Genomic DNA, 14754 nt, shown 5'->3' with positions numbered 1-14754 from the left:
GACGAGTCACTCTGAAGGGGCGCGCTTGCGGCGCAGGAGAAGTTGCAAGTCGGCCTTGGAGAATGCGCCGAGGATGACCGCGCTGAGCCCATAGACGAGCCCGCCCGCCGAGACCAGCACCGCCAGCGCGAGGAAACGAACCAGCCAGGTGCCGTGGACGTAAGGCATCAACAGGCCCTGCCCCGCCCACAGCACGCCGCCCATGGCCAGCGCGGCAAGCGCAAGGCGCGGCACACGGCGGCGCAGGCGCGCATCCGTGGTGAACTGCCCGCGCGCCACGAGCGTGCGGTAGAGCATCAGCACGTTGACCGTGGACGCGATGGCCGTCGCCAGCGGCGGGCCGACATGTTGCAGCGGCAGGATCAGCACGAGATTGAGCACGAGGTTCACGACCATCGAGATCGTGGCGTAGCGCACCGGCGTCACCGTATCCTGCCGCGCGTAGTACCCGGGGGTGAGCACCTTGACGAGGATGTAGCTGGGCAGGCCGATCGAGAAGGCGGCCAGCGCCTGCGCGGTGAAATGCGCGTCCTGCGGCGTGAAGCGGCCATAGCCGAACAGCGCGGCAGCAATCGGCTCACCGCAGAGCACCAGCGCTACTGTGGCAGGCAAAGTCAGCAGCAGCGCGAGTTCAAGCCCGCGGTTTTGCGTTTCCATCGCAGCCGCTTCGTCGCCGCCGCCGAGCTGGCGCGAGATGGTTGGGAGCAGCACGGTACCAAGCCCGATACCGATCAGGCCCAGCGGCAGCTGGTTCAGCCGGTCCGCCATGTAGATGTAGGTGACCGAACCATGCGCGAGCAGCGAGGCGGCGAGCGCAGTCGAGATGACGAGGTTGATCTGCACCGCGCCAGCCCCGGCGGCGGCAGGCCAGATCAGCGCCATGAGGCGCTTCACGTCGGCATCGAGCCGCGGCAGGCGGAGCTTGAGGCTCACCCCGGCGCGGCGGCAGGCCCAGACCAGCCATGCCAGCTGCAGCGCGCCCGAGACCGAAACGCCGATGGCCTGATTGCGCGCGGTGATCATCGGATCGGCCGAATGGAACAGCAGCAGCGCCGCGATCAGCGTCAGGTTCAGCAGGATCGGTGCCGCGGCATTGACCCAGAACTTGTGCAGCGAATTGAGAATCCCCCCGCAGAGCGAGACGAGACTGATCAGCATCAGATAGGGGATCGTCATGCGCGACAGCGCGACGGCGAAAGCGAACTGCTCAGCGCTCACCCCGTTGAACTGGCCGGAGAGGACCAGCGTGACCGGCCACGCGAACACCTCGAGCAGCGCGGTCATCACGACCAGCGTCGGCAGCAGCACCGCCAGCGCCCGCTCGGCGAAGTCGAGGCCATCAGGCAGGCCCTGCCCCTCGGGATCGCCCACCTTGCGGTTGAACATCGGGATGAAGGCCGAGGCGAACGCGCCCTCGGCGAAGAGGGCGCGGAACATGTTGGGCAGGCGGAAGGCGACGAGGAACGCGTCGGACGCGAAGCCTGCGCCGACATAGCGGGCAAACAGGCTGTCGCGCACGAGACCCAGCACACGGCTGGCGAGCGTGAGCCCGCCAATCGTGCCGGTTGCCTTCAGCAGGTTCATGGCATCTGCTTCATGGCTGGAGCGGCCATGAAACCGGCCGGATCAGGCCTGACCGGCGGTGCCGGCGGCCAGTTCCTCGGCCTGGCGGGCCTGGAGCTGCTGAAGGTAGAGGCCGTTGAAATCGATCGGCTCGAGCAGCAGCGGCGGGTAACCCGCATCGCGCACGGCATCGGCAATGATGCGGCGGGCGAACGGGAACACGAGGCGCGGACCCTCGGCGAAGAGGAACGGATGGGCCTGCTCGTCCGTGATGTTGCGCATGCCGATCAGTGCGCCGTAGAGCAGTTCGACCGCGTACTGGGTGCCCTGCGGCGCCTTCGAGGTGGCGGTGATCTTCATTTCGATCTCGTGCACGTCGGGCCCGAGCGGGCGGGCGCCGATGTTGAAATCGATCGAGACTTCGGGCGCGTCGGTCCAGCCATAGCTGTCGGGCGCGTTGGGATTCTCGACCGAGAGGTCCTTGATGTACTGCGAGATCAGGCCGATCGCCGGGCTGGTGTCTTCCCCGTTGGGCATGGGCTGCGCCGCATCGAGATCGAGCGGGGTGATGATATCGCCTTCTTCGGCCATGATCGTGCTTTCGTGCGAATGAGTTGAGGAGATTGCGGCGGCGCCTAGCACCTGCCGGAGAGCGGGGCAATCACGCTTGCTGCGACAGAGTGCACCTAGAGGCAGGCGAAAATTGGCCTCAGGAGGGCAATCCGGGTGCCGTCCACGCGTTGTTCATTTGTATTTCGTAACCACATAGGGCACGATACTCATTCGGCGGCGACCGGGACCCGCAGGCCCGGCAACCGCCCTGATCAAGCAGGATGTGGCCTTGTGATTGTTGAAATTGTGATTCTCGCGATGATCGCAGCATTCCTGGGCCTGCGACTCTATGCCGTGCTGGGCCGCCGTCCGGAGCAGAACGAGGAGCCGATGCGCCGCCGCGTCGAGCAGCCCGATCCCTCCAGCGCGCCGCGCACGCTTGCACCGCGCCTGCCGGAAAAGACCGCCGCCGCGCCGCGCACGTTGCCGATGCCGCAGGATAACCAGCTCGACTCCCGCGCCGAGGCAGGCATTCGCGCCATCGTGAATGCCGATCGCCGCTTCGATGTCGGCCAGTTCCTTGCCGGGGCGCGCGGCGCCTATGGCATGGTGCTCGAAGCCTTCTGGCGTGGCGACAAGAGCGAGCTTTCGCAGCTCTGCGACAGCGATGTCTACGCCGGTTTCGCCGAAGCGATCGACGCGCGCAATGCGGCGGGCGAGGCGATCACCGCCAAGCTGATCCGCATCGAGGAAGCGCGGATTGTCGGGGCGGACTATGCCGCGCCGCGTGCACGGATCACCGTCCGCTTCACCGCCGATGTGGCGTCGGTCACCCGCGATGCGAACGGCGCGGTCATCGCCGGCTCGCTCGACGATGCCATCGAGACCCACGACGTCTGGACCTTTTCGCGCGATCTCACCTCGCGCGATCCGGACTGGGTGGTCGACGAGACCGACGAAGGCTGATTTTCTGTGGGGTTTCGGCGTGCAGGACAGGCCGGGAAGCTGGCCTGGCTTGCCGTTCTGGCACCGGCATTCCTTTCGAGCTGCCTTCCCATCATCCCGCAGGGCGCGCCGGTTCCCCCGGTGCCGCCCACCGCGCCCAACGCCGCGCTGGTCGGCACGCATCGGGGTCCGCTCGCAGCCGGACTCGGCTTCAGCGACGCCAATGCCCGCGCTGCGCTGTCTGCCTTCATCACCAGTTGCCCGCGCCTGACAAAGCGCAATGATACGAGCGGCCTGACCCGTCCCGAAGACTGGGCGCCAGCTTGCGACGCTGCGTCTGCTTGGCCTGCGGAAGACGCACGCGGCTTCTTCACGCGCTATTTCGAAACCGCCACGGTGGCGCGCGGCGAAGCGCTGGTGACGGGCTACTACGAGCCGGAGATCGCCGGGGTCCGCGTGCGCCAGCCGGGCTTCGACGTGCCGGTCTATGCCCTCCCCCCCGATCTCGTCCGCGCGCGTCCCGGCGATGCACCGCCGCAGCCCGATGGGACACAGCCGCTTGGCCGTTATGACGAGACCGGACGCTTCGTGCCCTACTACGACCGTACCGCGATCGAGAACGGCGCGCTTGCCGGTCGGGGCCTGGAAATCGGCTGGGTGGCCGACCGGGCCGAGCTGTTCTTCCTCCAGGTCCAAGGCTCAGGCCGCCTCCGCGCGCCCGACGGCAGCGTCGTGCGCCTCGGCTTTGCCGGGCAGAACGGCTATCCCTACACTGGCATTGGCAGCGTGATGCGGGCGCAAGGCCTGATCGGCACCGGCCCCGGCCAGTATCCCGGCTCGATGCAGGGCATCCTGCGCTACATCCACGAACACCCTGTGGAAGGCCGCGCGCTGATGCGGCAGAACCAGAGCTATGTGTTCTTCCGCGAGCGGACCGGGACGGACACGGTGGGCGCTCTGAACGTGCCGATCATGCCGCGCACCACCTTGGCGGCAGACCCGGCCTACGTCCCGCTCGGCGCGCCGGTGTGGCTGCAGGGTGAAGGCGGCATCAGCGGGCTCTGGGTGGCGCAGGATACCGGCGGCGCGATCAAGGGGCCCAACCGCTTTGACAGCTTCTGGGGTGCCGGGGCCGAGGCGCGCACCATCGCGGGCGGCCTGAAAGCGCAAGGGCAAGCGCTGATCCTGCTGCCCAAAGGCACGCTCGCCCGGCTGAACGGCCAATGAGAGCCCCTCCGCGCGGGCTCAGCCCCGATGAAGCCGCGCTATGGCGGAAAGTGGCGGCGACCGTCACCCCGCTCCACCCGAAGAAGGCGCCTCTTGCCCCTCTCCCGCCTGCAGCAGGGACCGGGAGTGGGCCGGACGAAGCACCGTCCCCTCCGCCCAAGCGTATCAAAGGCCGCGTCCCGCCGCCGCGCCCGGAACCTGCTCCGGTGCCAACTCCGCTCCGCCCGCTCACCGCAGGAGGCCTCGATTCGAGTTGGGACCGCAAACTCACGCGCGGACCGCTCCAACCTGACGTGACCATCGACCTCCACGGCCTTTCCATCGCCCTTGCGCACAGCCGCCTCAATGGCGGGATCGAGCAGGCGCTGGCGATGGGTGCGCGGGTGATCCTGCTGATTGCAGGCAAGCACCGTCCGGTGGCGGAGAACGGCCTGCCCAATCACCTTGAGCCAGGCGACAAGCGCGGCGCGATCCGCGCGCGGCTGCTCGACTGGCTGGCGGCGAGCCCGCATGCCGGGCGCATCGCATCGGTCCGGCCCGCCCAGCCGCGCCATGGCGGCGACGGGGCGGTCTACATCGTTCTCAGGAAAGCGCGCTGAGCGCGATCCGGCGGTAGATCCGCGTCAGGACTTCCAGGTCGTCCACCGCCACCGCCTCGTCGGTCTTGTGCATCGTCGCGTTGGTCAGGCCGAATTCGATCACCGGGCACAGCGCACGCAGGAAGCGGGCATCACTGGTGCCGCCGGTGGTGGAAAGCTCAGGGCTGATACCCGTCTCAGCCTCGACCGCCGTCGCCACGAGCGCCGACTGCGCGCCGGGGAGAGTGATGAATGCCTCGCCGTGCAGGGTCGCGCGGACCTCGGTGCGATGCCTGGCGGCAATCTCGGTCACGCGGTCGACCAGCGCCTGCCCGGTGTGGTGATCGTTGTAGCGGATCGAGAGCCGCGCGCGGGCTTCGGCCGGGATCACATTGGTGGCGCGGTTGCCGACTTCGAGATCGGTGATCTCGAGATTCGAGGGCTGGAACCACGCGCTGCCTTCATCGAAGACAAGTGCATCGAGTTCCGCCAGCAAGGCGACAAGGCGCGGGATCGGATTGTCGGCGAGGTGCGGATAGGCGACGTGGCCCTGCGCGCCCTTCGCCGTGAGCCACACATTCACCGAGCCGCGCCGACCGATTTTCACCATGTCGCCCAGCCGGTTCACCGAGGTCGGCTCTCCCACGAGACAGAAATCGGGAAGCGCGCCCACTTCGCGCATGTGGGCGATCAGCGGTAAGGTGCCGTACTTGGCGGGGCCTTCCTCGTCGCCGGTGATGATGAAGCTGATTGTGCCGGCCTCGGCTGAAATCTGCTCCACAGCACAGACCATCGCCGCGATGGCGCCCTTCATATCGACCGCGCCGCGCCCGTAGAGCACTTTGCCGCCGGGTGCGTCGCGCAAGTCCGCCGCGAACGGATCGCTGGACCAGCCCTCGCCCGGAGGCACGACATCGAGGTGTCCGGCAAACGCAAAGTGGCGCGAGCGTGCAGGGCCTTGGCGGATAGCGAAGAGGTTCTCGACCGGACCTTCCGGCGGCTCTCCGGCGAGGAAGCGATGCACCGCGAAGCCCATCGGCGCGAGCATGGCTTCGAGCACATCGAACACGGCGCCGGTGGCCGGGGTGATGCTGGGCGCCTCGATCAGCGCGGCGGTGCGGGCAAGGACATCGGTGGGAACAGCCATGGGGCGGCGTTAGACGAGCAGGAAAGCGGAGGGAAGCGTCTGCAAGGGCGGAGAAGCATGACCAGCGAGGTAATTGCAGGCCGCCGGGCGCACTGGGACAATCAGGGCGGCGCGCAAGGGGAGAGGATCAACGATGCGATCGCGCGCGTTTCACAAGTTCTGGCTGAAGGTGGCGGCTCTGATCATCGGATCGTTCGGGCCGGTGTTCTTTCTCGGCACGATGATCGCGACAGCCGAGCCTGCCCGGCTTACCCTCGACTTGCTCAGTTGGCCGATCGACGGCAGCGTAACCTATGCTGCATCCGACACGCGCTTCCTGTCCGCACTGACGGGCGGGTTCCTGCTGGGTTGGGGCGTGATGATCTGGTGCCTTTCCGCCTGGGTCCATGACGCAGCGCCCGAAGGCGTTCGGCGCGCGGTGGTGACGGGGCTGACGGCGTGGTTCTGCCTCGACAGCGCGGGATCGATCGCCTCGGGCAATGCGCCCAATGCGGTGATCAACGTGCTTGTGCTGTTGTCCGCCGTCGGCCCGCTGTGGTGGCCGGCGCGGGACTAGACCTCAGCCGCAGCATCAAAATGCGGGATCGACCAGCTTTCGTCCGCCGCCGCAGCCCGCCAGGTCTCGAGCCACTCGTGGTCCCAGACCGCATCCATGTAGGCAGCAGCAAAGCCCGGCACAGGCACACCATACTGCCGGAAACGTACCACCACCGGCGCGAAGAAGATGTCCGCTGCGCCAAAGGTGCCGAACAGGAACGGTCCGCCTTGCCCGAACCGCGCACGGGCCTGTGCCCATAGCGTAAGGATTCGCTCGACATCTGCACGAACTGCATCGGTCAGGGGCTTCGCCACCGGCTCCATGCGCAAGTTGAACGGCAGCTCGCTGCGCAGCGTGCCGAAGCTCGAATGCATCTCAGCGACCATTGCGCGGGCCAGCGCCCGGGCATCGTCAGCTTTCGGCCAATAGCGGTCGCGACCGACCTTGTCGGAAAGGTATCCCAGGATGGCGAGGCTGTCCCACACCACTCCGTCGCCGTCCCACAGCACCGGCACTTTGCCCTGCGACGGCGCGAGTTCGGGAATACCGGCTTTCACTGCATCCCAATTCTCGCGGTAGAGCGGAATGACCTGCGTTTCGAACGCAAGGCCGGATTGGCGGGCTGCCAGCCACCCGCGCAGGGACCAGCTGGAATAGGAACGGTTGCCGATGATGAGCTTCATGGGCGAGCAGGCCTAACCCGTCCGCACGGCGGTGTCGAGGCGCGCCGTCAAGGCCGGTCGCAAGGTTAGTTTTTTCAAGGCATGCCCGGCGTGGTCGCGCGGATGGACGGGACAACCGCGCGACAAGGCGCCTTGCGCAAAAGAGCCGTATGACATCGCAGGCCGACCTGACTGCTCCGCGCCTGGTGGCGGCGGGCGGATCCCTTGAGCAGGGATCCGGCCAACGTCCGCTGCCCGTCGTCCAGTTCCTGCGCCTGCGCAAGCAGTTGCCGCCGATGTACCTCATCCTGACGATGAACGCGGGCGCGCTGGCCTACACCCACCATGCTGTCGCGCCGCGCTGGCTGGCTGTCTGGCTGCCGCTTCTGCTGATCGCGGCCTGCGCCGTCCGCGTCGTACAGTGGATGCGTCCCATCGACGAGGGTCGTGTCGACGAAGTCTATGCGCTGCGGATGCTGCGGCGGACCGAAGTCATGGCCGCGCTGCTTTCGCTGCTGTTCGTGTTTTGGGCGCTCGGGCTCGACCACTACGGCCATGGCGACGAGCATGCGCATGTCACCGTTTTCGTGGCGATCACGGTGATGGGCTGCATATTCTGCCTGACCTATCTGCCCCGCGCGGCGCATCTGGTCTGCTTTATCGTGCTCGGGGTGTTCCTCACCTACTGCCTCGCGCGCGGGACGGTGACGATGGGTTCGATGGCGCTCAACATCCTCATGGTGGGCGTGGTGGTGCTCAAGGTGCTGCGGAATTCGTTCGGTTCGTTTGCCGCGCTCGAAGATTCGCAGGCGGCGTTGCACCATGAGCGGACGCAGGCGCAGCACCTTGCCGAAGAGAACGCGCGGCTGGCCCATTCCGATCCGCTGACCGGGCTGCCCAACCGCCGCTATTTCTTCGCCCGGCTCGATGCACTGCTGGCGCGGGGGGACAAGGCCCCGCCCTTCGCCATCGGGGTGATCGATCTCGACCGCTTCAAGCCGATCAACGATGTCCACGGCCATGCGCAGGGTGACCGCCTGCTGCAGGCCATCGGCGAACGGCTACAGGCGGCAAGCGGCCCCGACGCGGTGATCGCGCGGTTGGGCGGGGACGAGTTCGGGCTCATCATCGAAGGTTCGCTGGAAGCCGCCGAAGCAATGGGCGCCTGGCTCTGCGCGCAGGTGCAGGAGCCGGTGCCGCTGGGCGATATCGTGGTTTCGGTCGGCTGTTCGGTCGGCCTTGCTGCCTGGCCCGAGGCGGGCGCCAGCGCGCACGACCTGTTCGATCGCGCCGACTTTGCGCTCTACCATGCCAAGAGGACACGGCGCGGCGGCATCGTGCGGTTTTCATCTGAGCTGGAGCACATCATCCGCTCCGAACAGGCACTCGAAGCGGCGCTGCAAAGCGCGGACCTCAAGCGCGAGCTGGCCATGGTCTACCAGCCGATTGTCCGCACCCGCTCGCTGATGATGGTCGGTGTCGAGGCGCTGGCGCGCTGGGAATCGCCGACCATCGGTGCCGTTCCAGCCGAGCAGCTCTTCGCCACGGCCGAGCGGCTAGGGATGGGGCGCACCGTAACGCTCGCTGCCTTCGAGCGCGTGCTTGCCGACTTCGCCCGCCTGCCGGGTGAGCAGCGCCTCTCGTTCAATCTCGCACCGACCGATATCGCCGATCCCGGCACGGTCGCCGCGCTGATCGAGCGCATTGCGCGCAGCGGGGTCGAGGCCGAGCGGCTGGTGTTCGAGATTACCGAAACCTCGCTCATTGCCGACTACGCAGGCGCACGCGCCGCGCTCGAAAAGCTGCGCGCCTGCGGAGCCAAGATCGCGCTCGACGACTTCGGGACGGGCTACTCCAGCCTCAGCACGCTGCACATGCTGCCGATCGACATCATCAAGATCGACCGCAGCTTTGCCGTGCGACTCGACGATGGCGAGGGGCGCCGGCTGGTCCGCGCGATCTTCAACCTCACCCGTTCGCTGCGGCTGGAATGCGTGTTCGAGGGGATCGAGACCGAAATGCAGCTGATGGAAGCGACCCTGGCGGGCTTCCACTATGCACAGGGCTATTTCATCGATCGCCCGGTGGCGCTGGACGTGCTGCTGGAGCGGCGGACTACCAGAGCTGCCTAGATCGCGGCATCCTCGAGGATGGCGCCGCGCAGCTCTGCAATGCCCATCTTGAGCTCCGACGAGGTGACGTGGACTTGCGGAAAGGCCGCAGTCCGTTTGCGCGCGGCCGCTTCGGTCGCGGCGAGGGTGGCGGCAAGCTCGCTCGCCTTGATCTTGTCCGCCTTGGTGAGGACGACGCGGTAGCCGACCGCCGCCTCGTCGAGCATCTTCATCATGTCCTCGTCGACCGGCTTGATGCCGTGGCGCGCATCGATCAGCAGCAGCGTGCGCTTCAGCACCACCCGCCCGCGCAGGAAATCGCGCACGAGGCGTTTCCACTGCTCGGTGACCTTGGGCGGGGCCTTCGCGAAGCCGTAGCCGGGCATGTCGACGAGCCGTATCTGCAGGGGCGTGCCAACGTCAAAAAAGTTCAATTCCTGAGTGCGCCCCGGCGTGACCGACGTGCGCGCCAGCGAATTGCGGCCCGTCAGCGCATTGAGCAGCGAGGACTTGCCGACGTTGGAGCGCCCGGAGAACGCGATCTCGGGCACGTCCGGATCGGGAATGAACTTGAGCGCGGGCGCGGACTTCAGGAAAGTGATCGGCCCGGCGAACAATCGCCGGGCACGCTCTTCAAGCTCCGCGCGCGCAGCGGCTTCCGCTTCGGTGATCTCCATCAGCGCGTCTTGGGCTTGCGCGGCCCGCCCTTGGGTTCCTGCGCCTTCTGCTCACGCGCCACGACGCGGTCGATATCGAGTTGGTCCTTGCTCGCCTGCGCCTTGAGCTGCGGGTGCTTGCTGTAGAGGTACTTCTGCTGCGCGATGGTGAGCAGGTTCGAGGTGATCCAGTAGATCAGCAGGCCTGCCGCGAAGGGCGCCATCACGAACATCATCATCCACGGCATCAGCGCCATGACCTGCTGCTGCGACGGGTCCATCGCCGCCGGCTGCAGCTTGAACTGCGCCCACATCGTGATGCCGAGGAGGATCGCCAGCACGCCGATGGCAAGGAACGCAGGCGGGTTGAACGGCAGCAGGCCGAACAGGTTGAGCACGTGCAGCGGATCGGGCGCAGAGAGGTCCTTGATCCAGCCGAAGAAGGGCTGGTGCCGCATCTCGATGGTCAGCACGAGCACCTTGTAGAGCGCGAAGAACACTGGGATCTGCAGGAAGATCGGCAGGCAGCCGGCGAGCGGGTTCACACCCTCCGCCTTGTAGAGCGCCATGATCTCCTGCTGCTGCTTCTGCTTGTCGTCCTTGAAGCGTTCCTGGATCACCTTCAGCTTGGGCTGGATCGCGCGCATCGCCGCCATCGAGGCGAACTGGCGCTGCGCCACCGGGAACATGATGCCGCGCACGATCAGCGTGAGCAGGATGATCGCAAGGCCGAAGTTGTGCACCGCGCGGAACAGCGCGTCGAGCAGCCAGAAGATCGGCTTCTCGAACCAGCGGAACCAGCCCCAGTCAATCGAGAGCGAGAGATTGGTTGCGCCCTGCTTCTCGTAGGCTTCGAGGACGTTGTTCTCCTTGGCACCGGCGAACAGGCGCACGGTCTGCGTCGCCGTCTGGCCCGGCGCGACGGTGGCGACCGGGTAGATCAGATCGGCGCGGAAGATATCGGGCGAGACGCTGCGGAAATCACCCTTGGGCTGCACGGCACCATTCGCGGTGTCCGGGATCAGCGCGGAGAGCCAGTAGATATCAGTGAAGCCGATCCAGTTGGCCGCGCCCGCCGGGCTGACGGCGCCGGCGGTCTTTACGTCCGAATAGTTGGTGTCGAACGTCACCGCGCCGTCGAAGGCGGCAATCGGGCCCGAATGGACGTTCCACGTGTCGATGCTGGCGGTGCGATCGGTGCGGTTGACCAGCGCAAACGGCTTCACCGCGACCGGCGCCCCGCCCGCATTGCTGACCGACTGCGTCACCGTGATCATGTAGTTTTCATCGATCGCATAGCGGATCGCGAAAGTCTGGCCGGTGGCATTGCTCCATTTGAGCGTGACCGGTGTCGCGGGCGTCAGCTTGGCGCCGTCGGCCTGCCACATCGTGTCCGGACCAGGCGCGGCGACGCCGTTCTGGCCGAGCCAGCCGACTTGCGCGAAGTGCTGGGCGGGCGTCCCGGCGGGCGAGAACAGGCGCACCGGCGGGCTGTTCTTGTCGAGCGTCTCGCGGTGGCGCGCGAGCGTCAGATCATCGACGAGGCCGCCGAGAAGATTGATCGAGCCCTTGAGGCCCGGCGCATCGACGGGGATGCGGTGACCGGCGGTGAGCGCCTGCGCAAGGTCCTGCTTTTCGAGCGCGACATCCGCCGGGGCCTGCAAACCGCCTTCGCGGTTCGGCTTGGGGGTGGCGGCGGGTGCGGGCACGGCACCCGGCGTGGCGGGCGCTCCGGCAGCAAGCTTGGCAGGCTGCGGATAGTAGTACCGCATGCCGATGTCCCAGCCCACGAGCATGAGGGCCATGAGCACCATCGCCAGGATCACATTGCGCTGATTTTCCACTCTGCCTCGCGTTCGTAAGTCTGGTGTGCCGGTTGATTGTTCAGGGCACCGGATCGTAGCCGTGGCCACCCCAAGGGTGGCAGCGCAATAGCCGCTTCACCGTCAGCCAACCACCCTTAATCGCACCGTGTTTACCGAGCGCCTCGATCGCATATTGCGAACAGGACGGGCTGTAGCGGCAGGACGGCGGCAGCACGGCTGAAGGGCCGATCTGCCACAGCCGGACAATCAGGAACAGCAGCTTGCGGATCACTTGCCACGCCCCCTCGGTTTGCCTTTGAAGCCGGACGTGCGCGGCGGATCGCCCTTGCCCGCAGCAGCCCGCGAGAGCGCGGCTTCGAGTTCCTGCCGGAGCAGGCCGAAATCGCGCTCGATCCCGTTCTCGCGGCCGATCAGCACATGGTCCGCACCGGGAATGCCCCGCGCTGGCAGGATTTCCCGCGCCAGTGCCCGGAGGCGCCGCTTCATGCGGTTGCGGGCAACCGCGTTGCCGATGCGCTTGGTGACGGTGACGCCGAAGCGCCGTGATCCGTCAGGGCGCGCGAGCGGGTTCACCAAAAGCACGAAACCGGGCCTTGCGACCCGGATTCCGTTGTTCGCCGCGAGGAAATCGCTGCGCTTCGCGATTGTTTCCAGCTTGCACCCCATGACGGGCGCAACCGGAGCCTCGGCGATCAGGCCGAGAGCTTCTTGCGGCCGCGGGCGCGGCGGGCGCGGAGCACCTTGCGGCCGCCGACAGTGGCCATGCGGGCGCGGAAGCCGTGGCGGCGGGCACGCACGAGGTTGCTGGGCTGGAAAGTGCGCTTCATCGGTCTGCTCTTTTCGTTCGAATCGGTTTGCCCATGGCCTGCGCAGGACGCGGCCCGGAATCAGGAGCGCGCCGATACGCCGGGATGCCCGTGCAGTCAAGCGCTGCGGCGGCTTCGCGTCCTTCCGCACCACCCCCTTGCCTTGGCGAGGCTGACAGAAAAAAAGGCCCGGTCGTTGCCAACCGGGCCTGAAAGTTTTGGGAGAGGATGCCTGAAAGGCAGCTTTCATATGCAACTATCCCGTCATTTTCGCAAGTGCGAAATGGGGCAGGTTGATTGCACTTTTTGCAATACACTCATTACCATTGCCCATAAATGGCCAGTTTCCGCCGATATTACAGCGCCATGACTCCATGGCATGCAGTCAATGCCGAAATCAGATAGTGCTACTGCTGCGTCGCAACATGCCCCTAGAGGTAGGTCTCGCGCGCTTAATGAGCCAGCAGCAGCGGCACCATCGACTTGTCGAGCAGATCGCGCGAGACCCCGCCGAGCAGCAGTTCGCGCAGGCGGCTCTTGCCGAATACGCCCATCACGATCAGCCCCGCGCCCAGTTCGTGGGCCTTGTCGGCGATCGTCGTGGCAATCGCGCCATGTTTGGCGACTTCATGCACCTCGGCATGGATATCGTGGCGCGAGAGGTAGCAGGCGGCATCGCGTGCCGGGAAGCTGTCCTCCTTTTCGCGCACCATCAGGATGTGGACCGAGCTTGCCAGCGCGAGCAGCGGCAGCGCGGCACGCATGGCGGCCGCCGCTTCATGTCCGCCGTCCCACGCCAGCAGGACCGGCTTGTCGAACACCACGAAGGGCACCCCGCGCGGCAGCGCAAGCACAGGGCAGTGCGAGCCGAGCGCGACTTCCTCCAGCGCCGGATCATCGAGACTGGCGACGAAGACGTCGGTGAAGCGTGCCGCAGCCGCCACACCTTCGACCCGACCCTGATCGGTCAGCACGACATCGAACGGAACGTCCTCGTTGGCGAGGCGTGCGTCGAGATCCTTGGCGAGTTGCTCATCCGCCGCACGCACTTCGTTGATCACCTGGGCAGACAGTGCCGCACCGCCGAACGGCTCCCACAGCGCCATCTGCGCGAAGGGAGTCGCGATCTGGAACGAGACATGGCCCCGCATTGCCCGCGCCAGCGCGAGCGCGGTTTCGACACGGTCATCGAGGGTATCGGCAGTATCGGCCGGGCAAAGAATCGAGCGCATCTGGTTCCTCCGCAAAACAGGCTGGCAGAGCTTCATTACACCCGTTTCGGACCGAGCCCCAATGATCCAGATCAACTAACTACCTGCCCTTGCGCTCGCCGTGCCGACCGCTATGCCGCCGAGGCACAGGAACACGGAGCGGACAGCATGGCGGAGCGGGCATTTTCGGCAGTGATCTTCGATTTCGGCGGGGTCATCACCTCCTCCCCGTTCGAGGCATTCAACCGGCTGGAAGCAGAGCGCGGGTTGCCGCAGGACTTCGTCCGCCGCGTCAATGCGACCAACCCTGACGACAATGCCTGGGCCCGATTCGAACGCGCGGAAATCGGCGCTGCGGAGTTCGACGCGCTGTTCGCCGCCGAAGCCAAGGCGCAAGGGCATGAACTGACAGGGGCGGACGTGCTTGCCGTGCTTGCAGGAACGGTGCGCCCCGCGATGGTCCGCGCGCTCGACCAGCTGAAGGGCGCCGGCTACCGCATCGCCTGCATCACCAACAATGTGCCCACGGGGCCCCAAGGACTTCTGGGCGCAGGGCTTGCCCGCAGCGAGGATCGCAGCGATGCGCTGGAGCAGATCTTCGCCCGCTTCGAGCACGTGATCGAAAGCAGCAAGGCCGGCGTGCGCAAACCCGATCCGCGCATATATCTTATGATGTGCGAGAAACTCGGGCTGGAACCGGCGGCCTGCATCTACCTCGACGACCTTGGCGTGAACTGCAAGCCGGCCGCACAGCTCGGCATGCACGCGATCAAGGTGACCAGCGGTGAACAGGCGCTTGCCGATCTTTCCTCGCGGCTGGGGATTGCGCTTGGTTGAGCTGCTGCATTACAGCGTCGGTCCAAGGCCTTACAGCTGCGTGCACTGACAGGATGTAACCCCTCACCGGCCTCGCACGAACAACGGGGCAGGTG

Annotated in this window: 16 protein-coding genes; 6 read left to right on the top strand and 10 right to left on the bottom strand. The window is 66.4% G+C overall.

Annotation, left to right across the window (positions count from 1 at the left end; genetic code table 11):
- Positions 1–6 precede the first annotated feature (6 nt).
- Both murJ and secB read right to left on the bottom strand, forming a co-directional pair.
- A complete protein-coding gene (gene murJ, locus IP83_RS18865; RefSeq protein WP_054123779.1) occupies positions 7–1584 on the bottom strand; it encodes a murein biosynthesis integral membrane protein MurJ in 1578 nt (525 codons plus the stop codon).
- 42 nt (positions 1585–1626) lie between these two features.
- A complete protein-coding gene (secB, locus tag IP83_RS18860; RefSeq protein ID WP_054123778.1) occupies positions 1627–2154 on the bottom strand; it encodes a protein-export chaperone SecB in 528 nt (175 codons plus the stop codon).
- Between the two features lie 252 nt (positions 2155–2406).
- Here secB and IP83_RS18855 point away from each other — a divergent pair, with 252 nt between their 5' ends.
- The 3 genes from IP83_RS18855 (at position 2407) to IP83_RS18845 (ending at position 4886) form a co-directional block, all read left to right on the top strand.
- Positions 2407–3081 (top strand): Tim44/TimA family putative adaptor protein, encoded by a 675-nt coding sequence (locus tag IP83_RS18855; protein ID WP_054123777.1) that lies wholly within the window; start codon positions 2407–2409, stop codon positions 3079–3081.
- Between the two features lie 6 nt (positions 3082–3087).
- Entirely contained in the window at positions 3088–4287 is a 1200-nt protein-coding gene (locus tag IP83_RS18850; protein WP_054123776.1) for a murein transglycosylase A, read from the top strand.
- Positions 4288–4493: 206 nt separating this feature from the next.
- The gene (locus IP83_RS18845; RefSeq protein WP_369817044.1) at positions 4494–4886 is read left to right on the top strand and encodes a Smr/MutS family protein; all 393 of its coding nucleotides are present in this window, start codon (positions 4494–4496) and stop codon (positions 4884–4886) included.
- Here IP83_RS18845 and dapE read toward each other — a convergent pair.
- Positions 4870–6012, bottom strand: a complete 1143-nt coding sequence (dapE, locus tag IP83_RS18840; protein ID WP_054123774.1) for a succinyl-diaminopimelate desuccinylase — start codon at positions 6010–6012, stop codon at positions 4870–4872. The two genes, IP83_RS18845 and dapE, sit on opposite strands and share 17 nt — an antisense overlap.
- 133 nt (positions 6013–6145) lie before the next feature.
- Between dapE and IP83_RS18835 the strand changes: the two genes are divergently transcribed.
- Positions 6146–6568 carry a hypothetical protein gene (locus tag IP83_RS18835; RefSeq protein WP_054123773.1) on the top strand — a complete coding sequence of 141 codons (423 nt, stop codon included), beginning with the start codon at positions 6146–6148 and terminating at the stop codon, positions 6566–6568.
- Here the strand turns inward: IP83_RS18835 and IP83_RS18830 are convergent.
- Complete coding sequence (locus IP83_RS18830; protein ID WP_054123772.1) at positions 6565–7233, bottom strand: glutathione S-transferase family protein; 669 nt, start codon at positions 7231–7233, stop codon at positions 6565–6567. The two genes, IP83_RS18835 and IP83_RS18830, sit on opposite strands and share 4 nt — an antisense overlap.
- Before the next feature lie 149 nt (positions 7234–7382).
- Here IP83_RS18830 and IP83_RS18825 point away from each other — a divergent pair, with 149 nt between their 5' ends.
- Entirely contained in the window at positions 7383–9344 is a 1962-nt protein-coding gene (locus tag IP83_RS18825) for a bifunctional diguanylate cyclase/phosphodiesterase (RefSeq protein WP_082364850.1), read from the top strand.
- Here IP83_RS18825 and yihA read toward each other — a convergent pair.
- The 6 genes from yihA to IP83_RS18795 form a co-directional block, all read right to left on the bottom strand.
- Positions 9341–10000, bottom strand: a complete 660-nt coding sequence (gene yihA, locus IP83_RS18820) for a ribosome biogenesis GTP-binding protein YihA/YsxC (RefSeq protein WP_054123771.1) — start codon at positions 9998–10000, stop codon at positions 9341–9343. The genes IP83_RS18825 and yihA overlap by 4 nt on opposite strands.
- Positions 10000–11823, bottom strand: a complete 1824-nt coding sequence (gene yidC / locus IP83_RS18815) for a membrane protein insertase YidC (protein WP_054123770.1) — start codon at positions 11821–11823, stop codon at positions 10000–10002. Before yidC ends, yihA begins: the two co-directional genes overlap by 1 nt.
- A gap of 40 nt (positions 11824–11863) precedes the next feature.
- The gene (gene yidD, locus IP83_RS18810; protein ID WP_054123769.1) at positions 11864–12076 is read right to left on the bottom strand and encodes a membrane protein insertion efficiency factor YidD; all 213 of its coding nucleotides are present in this window, start codon (positions 12074–12076) and stop codon (positions 11864–11866) included.
- Positions 12073–12471 (bottom strand): ribonuclease P protein component, encoded by a 399-nt coding sequence (gene rnpA / locus IP83_RS18805; protein WP_054123768.1) that lies wholly within the window; start codon positions 12469–12471, stop codon positions 12073–12075. Before rnpA ends, yidD begins: the two co-directional genes overlap by 4 nt.
- A gap of 26 nt (positions 12472–12497) precedes the next feature.
- Positions 12498–12632, bottom strand: coding sequence for a 50S ribosomal protein L34 (gene rpmH, locus IP83_RS18800; RefSeq protein ID WP_054123767.1), 135 nt, complete (start codon positions 12630–12632; stop codon positions 12498–12500).
- Between the two features lie 431 nt (positions 12633–13063).
- Positions 13064–13843 (bottom strand): universal stress protein, encoded by a 780-nt coding sequence (locus tag IP83_RS18795; protein WP_054123766.1) that lies wholly within the window; start codon positions 13841–13843, stop codon positions 13064–13066.
- Positions 13844–13990: 147 nt separating this feature from the next.
- On the opposite strand from IP83_RS18795, the gene IP83_RS18790 reads away from it, so the two are divergent.
- Entirely contained in the window at positions 13991–14659 is a 669-nt protein-coding gene (locus IP83_RS18790; RefSeq protein ID WP_054123765.1) for an HAD-IA family hydrolase, read from the top strand.
- Positions 14660–14754: the final 95 nt, after the last annotated feature.

It is taken from the genome of Novosphingobium sp. AAP93 (assembly GCF_001296055.1).
Taxonomy (GTDB): Bacteria; Pseudomonadota; Alphaproteobacteria; order Sphingomonadales; family Sphingomonadaceae; genus Novosphingobium.
This window is presented reverse-complemented; position numbering and strand designations above follow the sequence as displayed.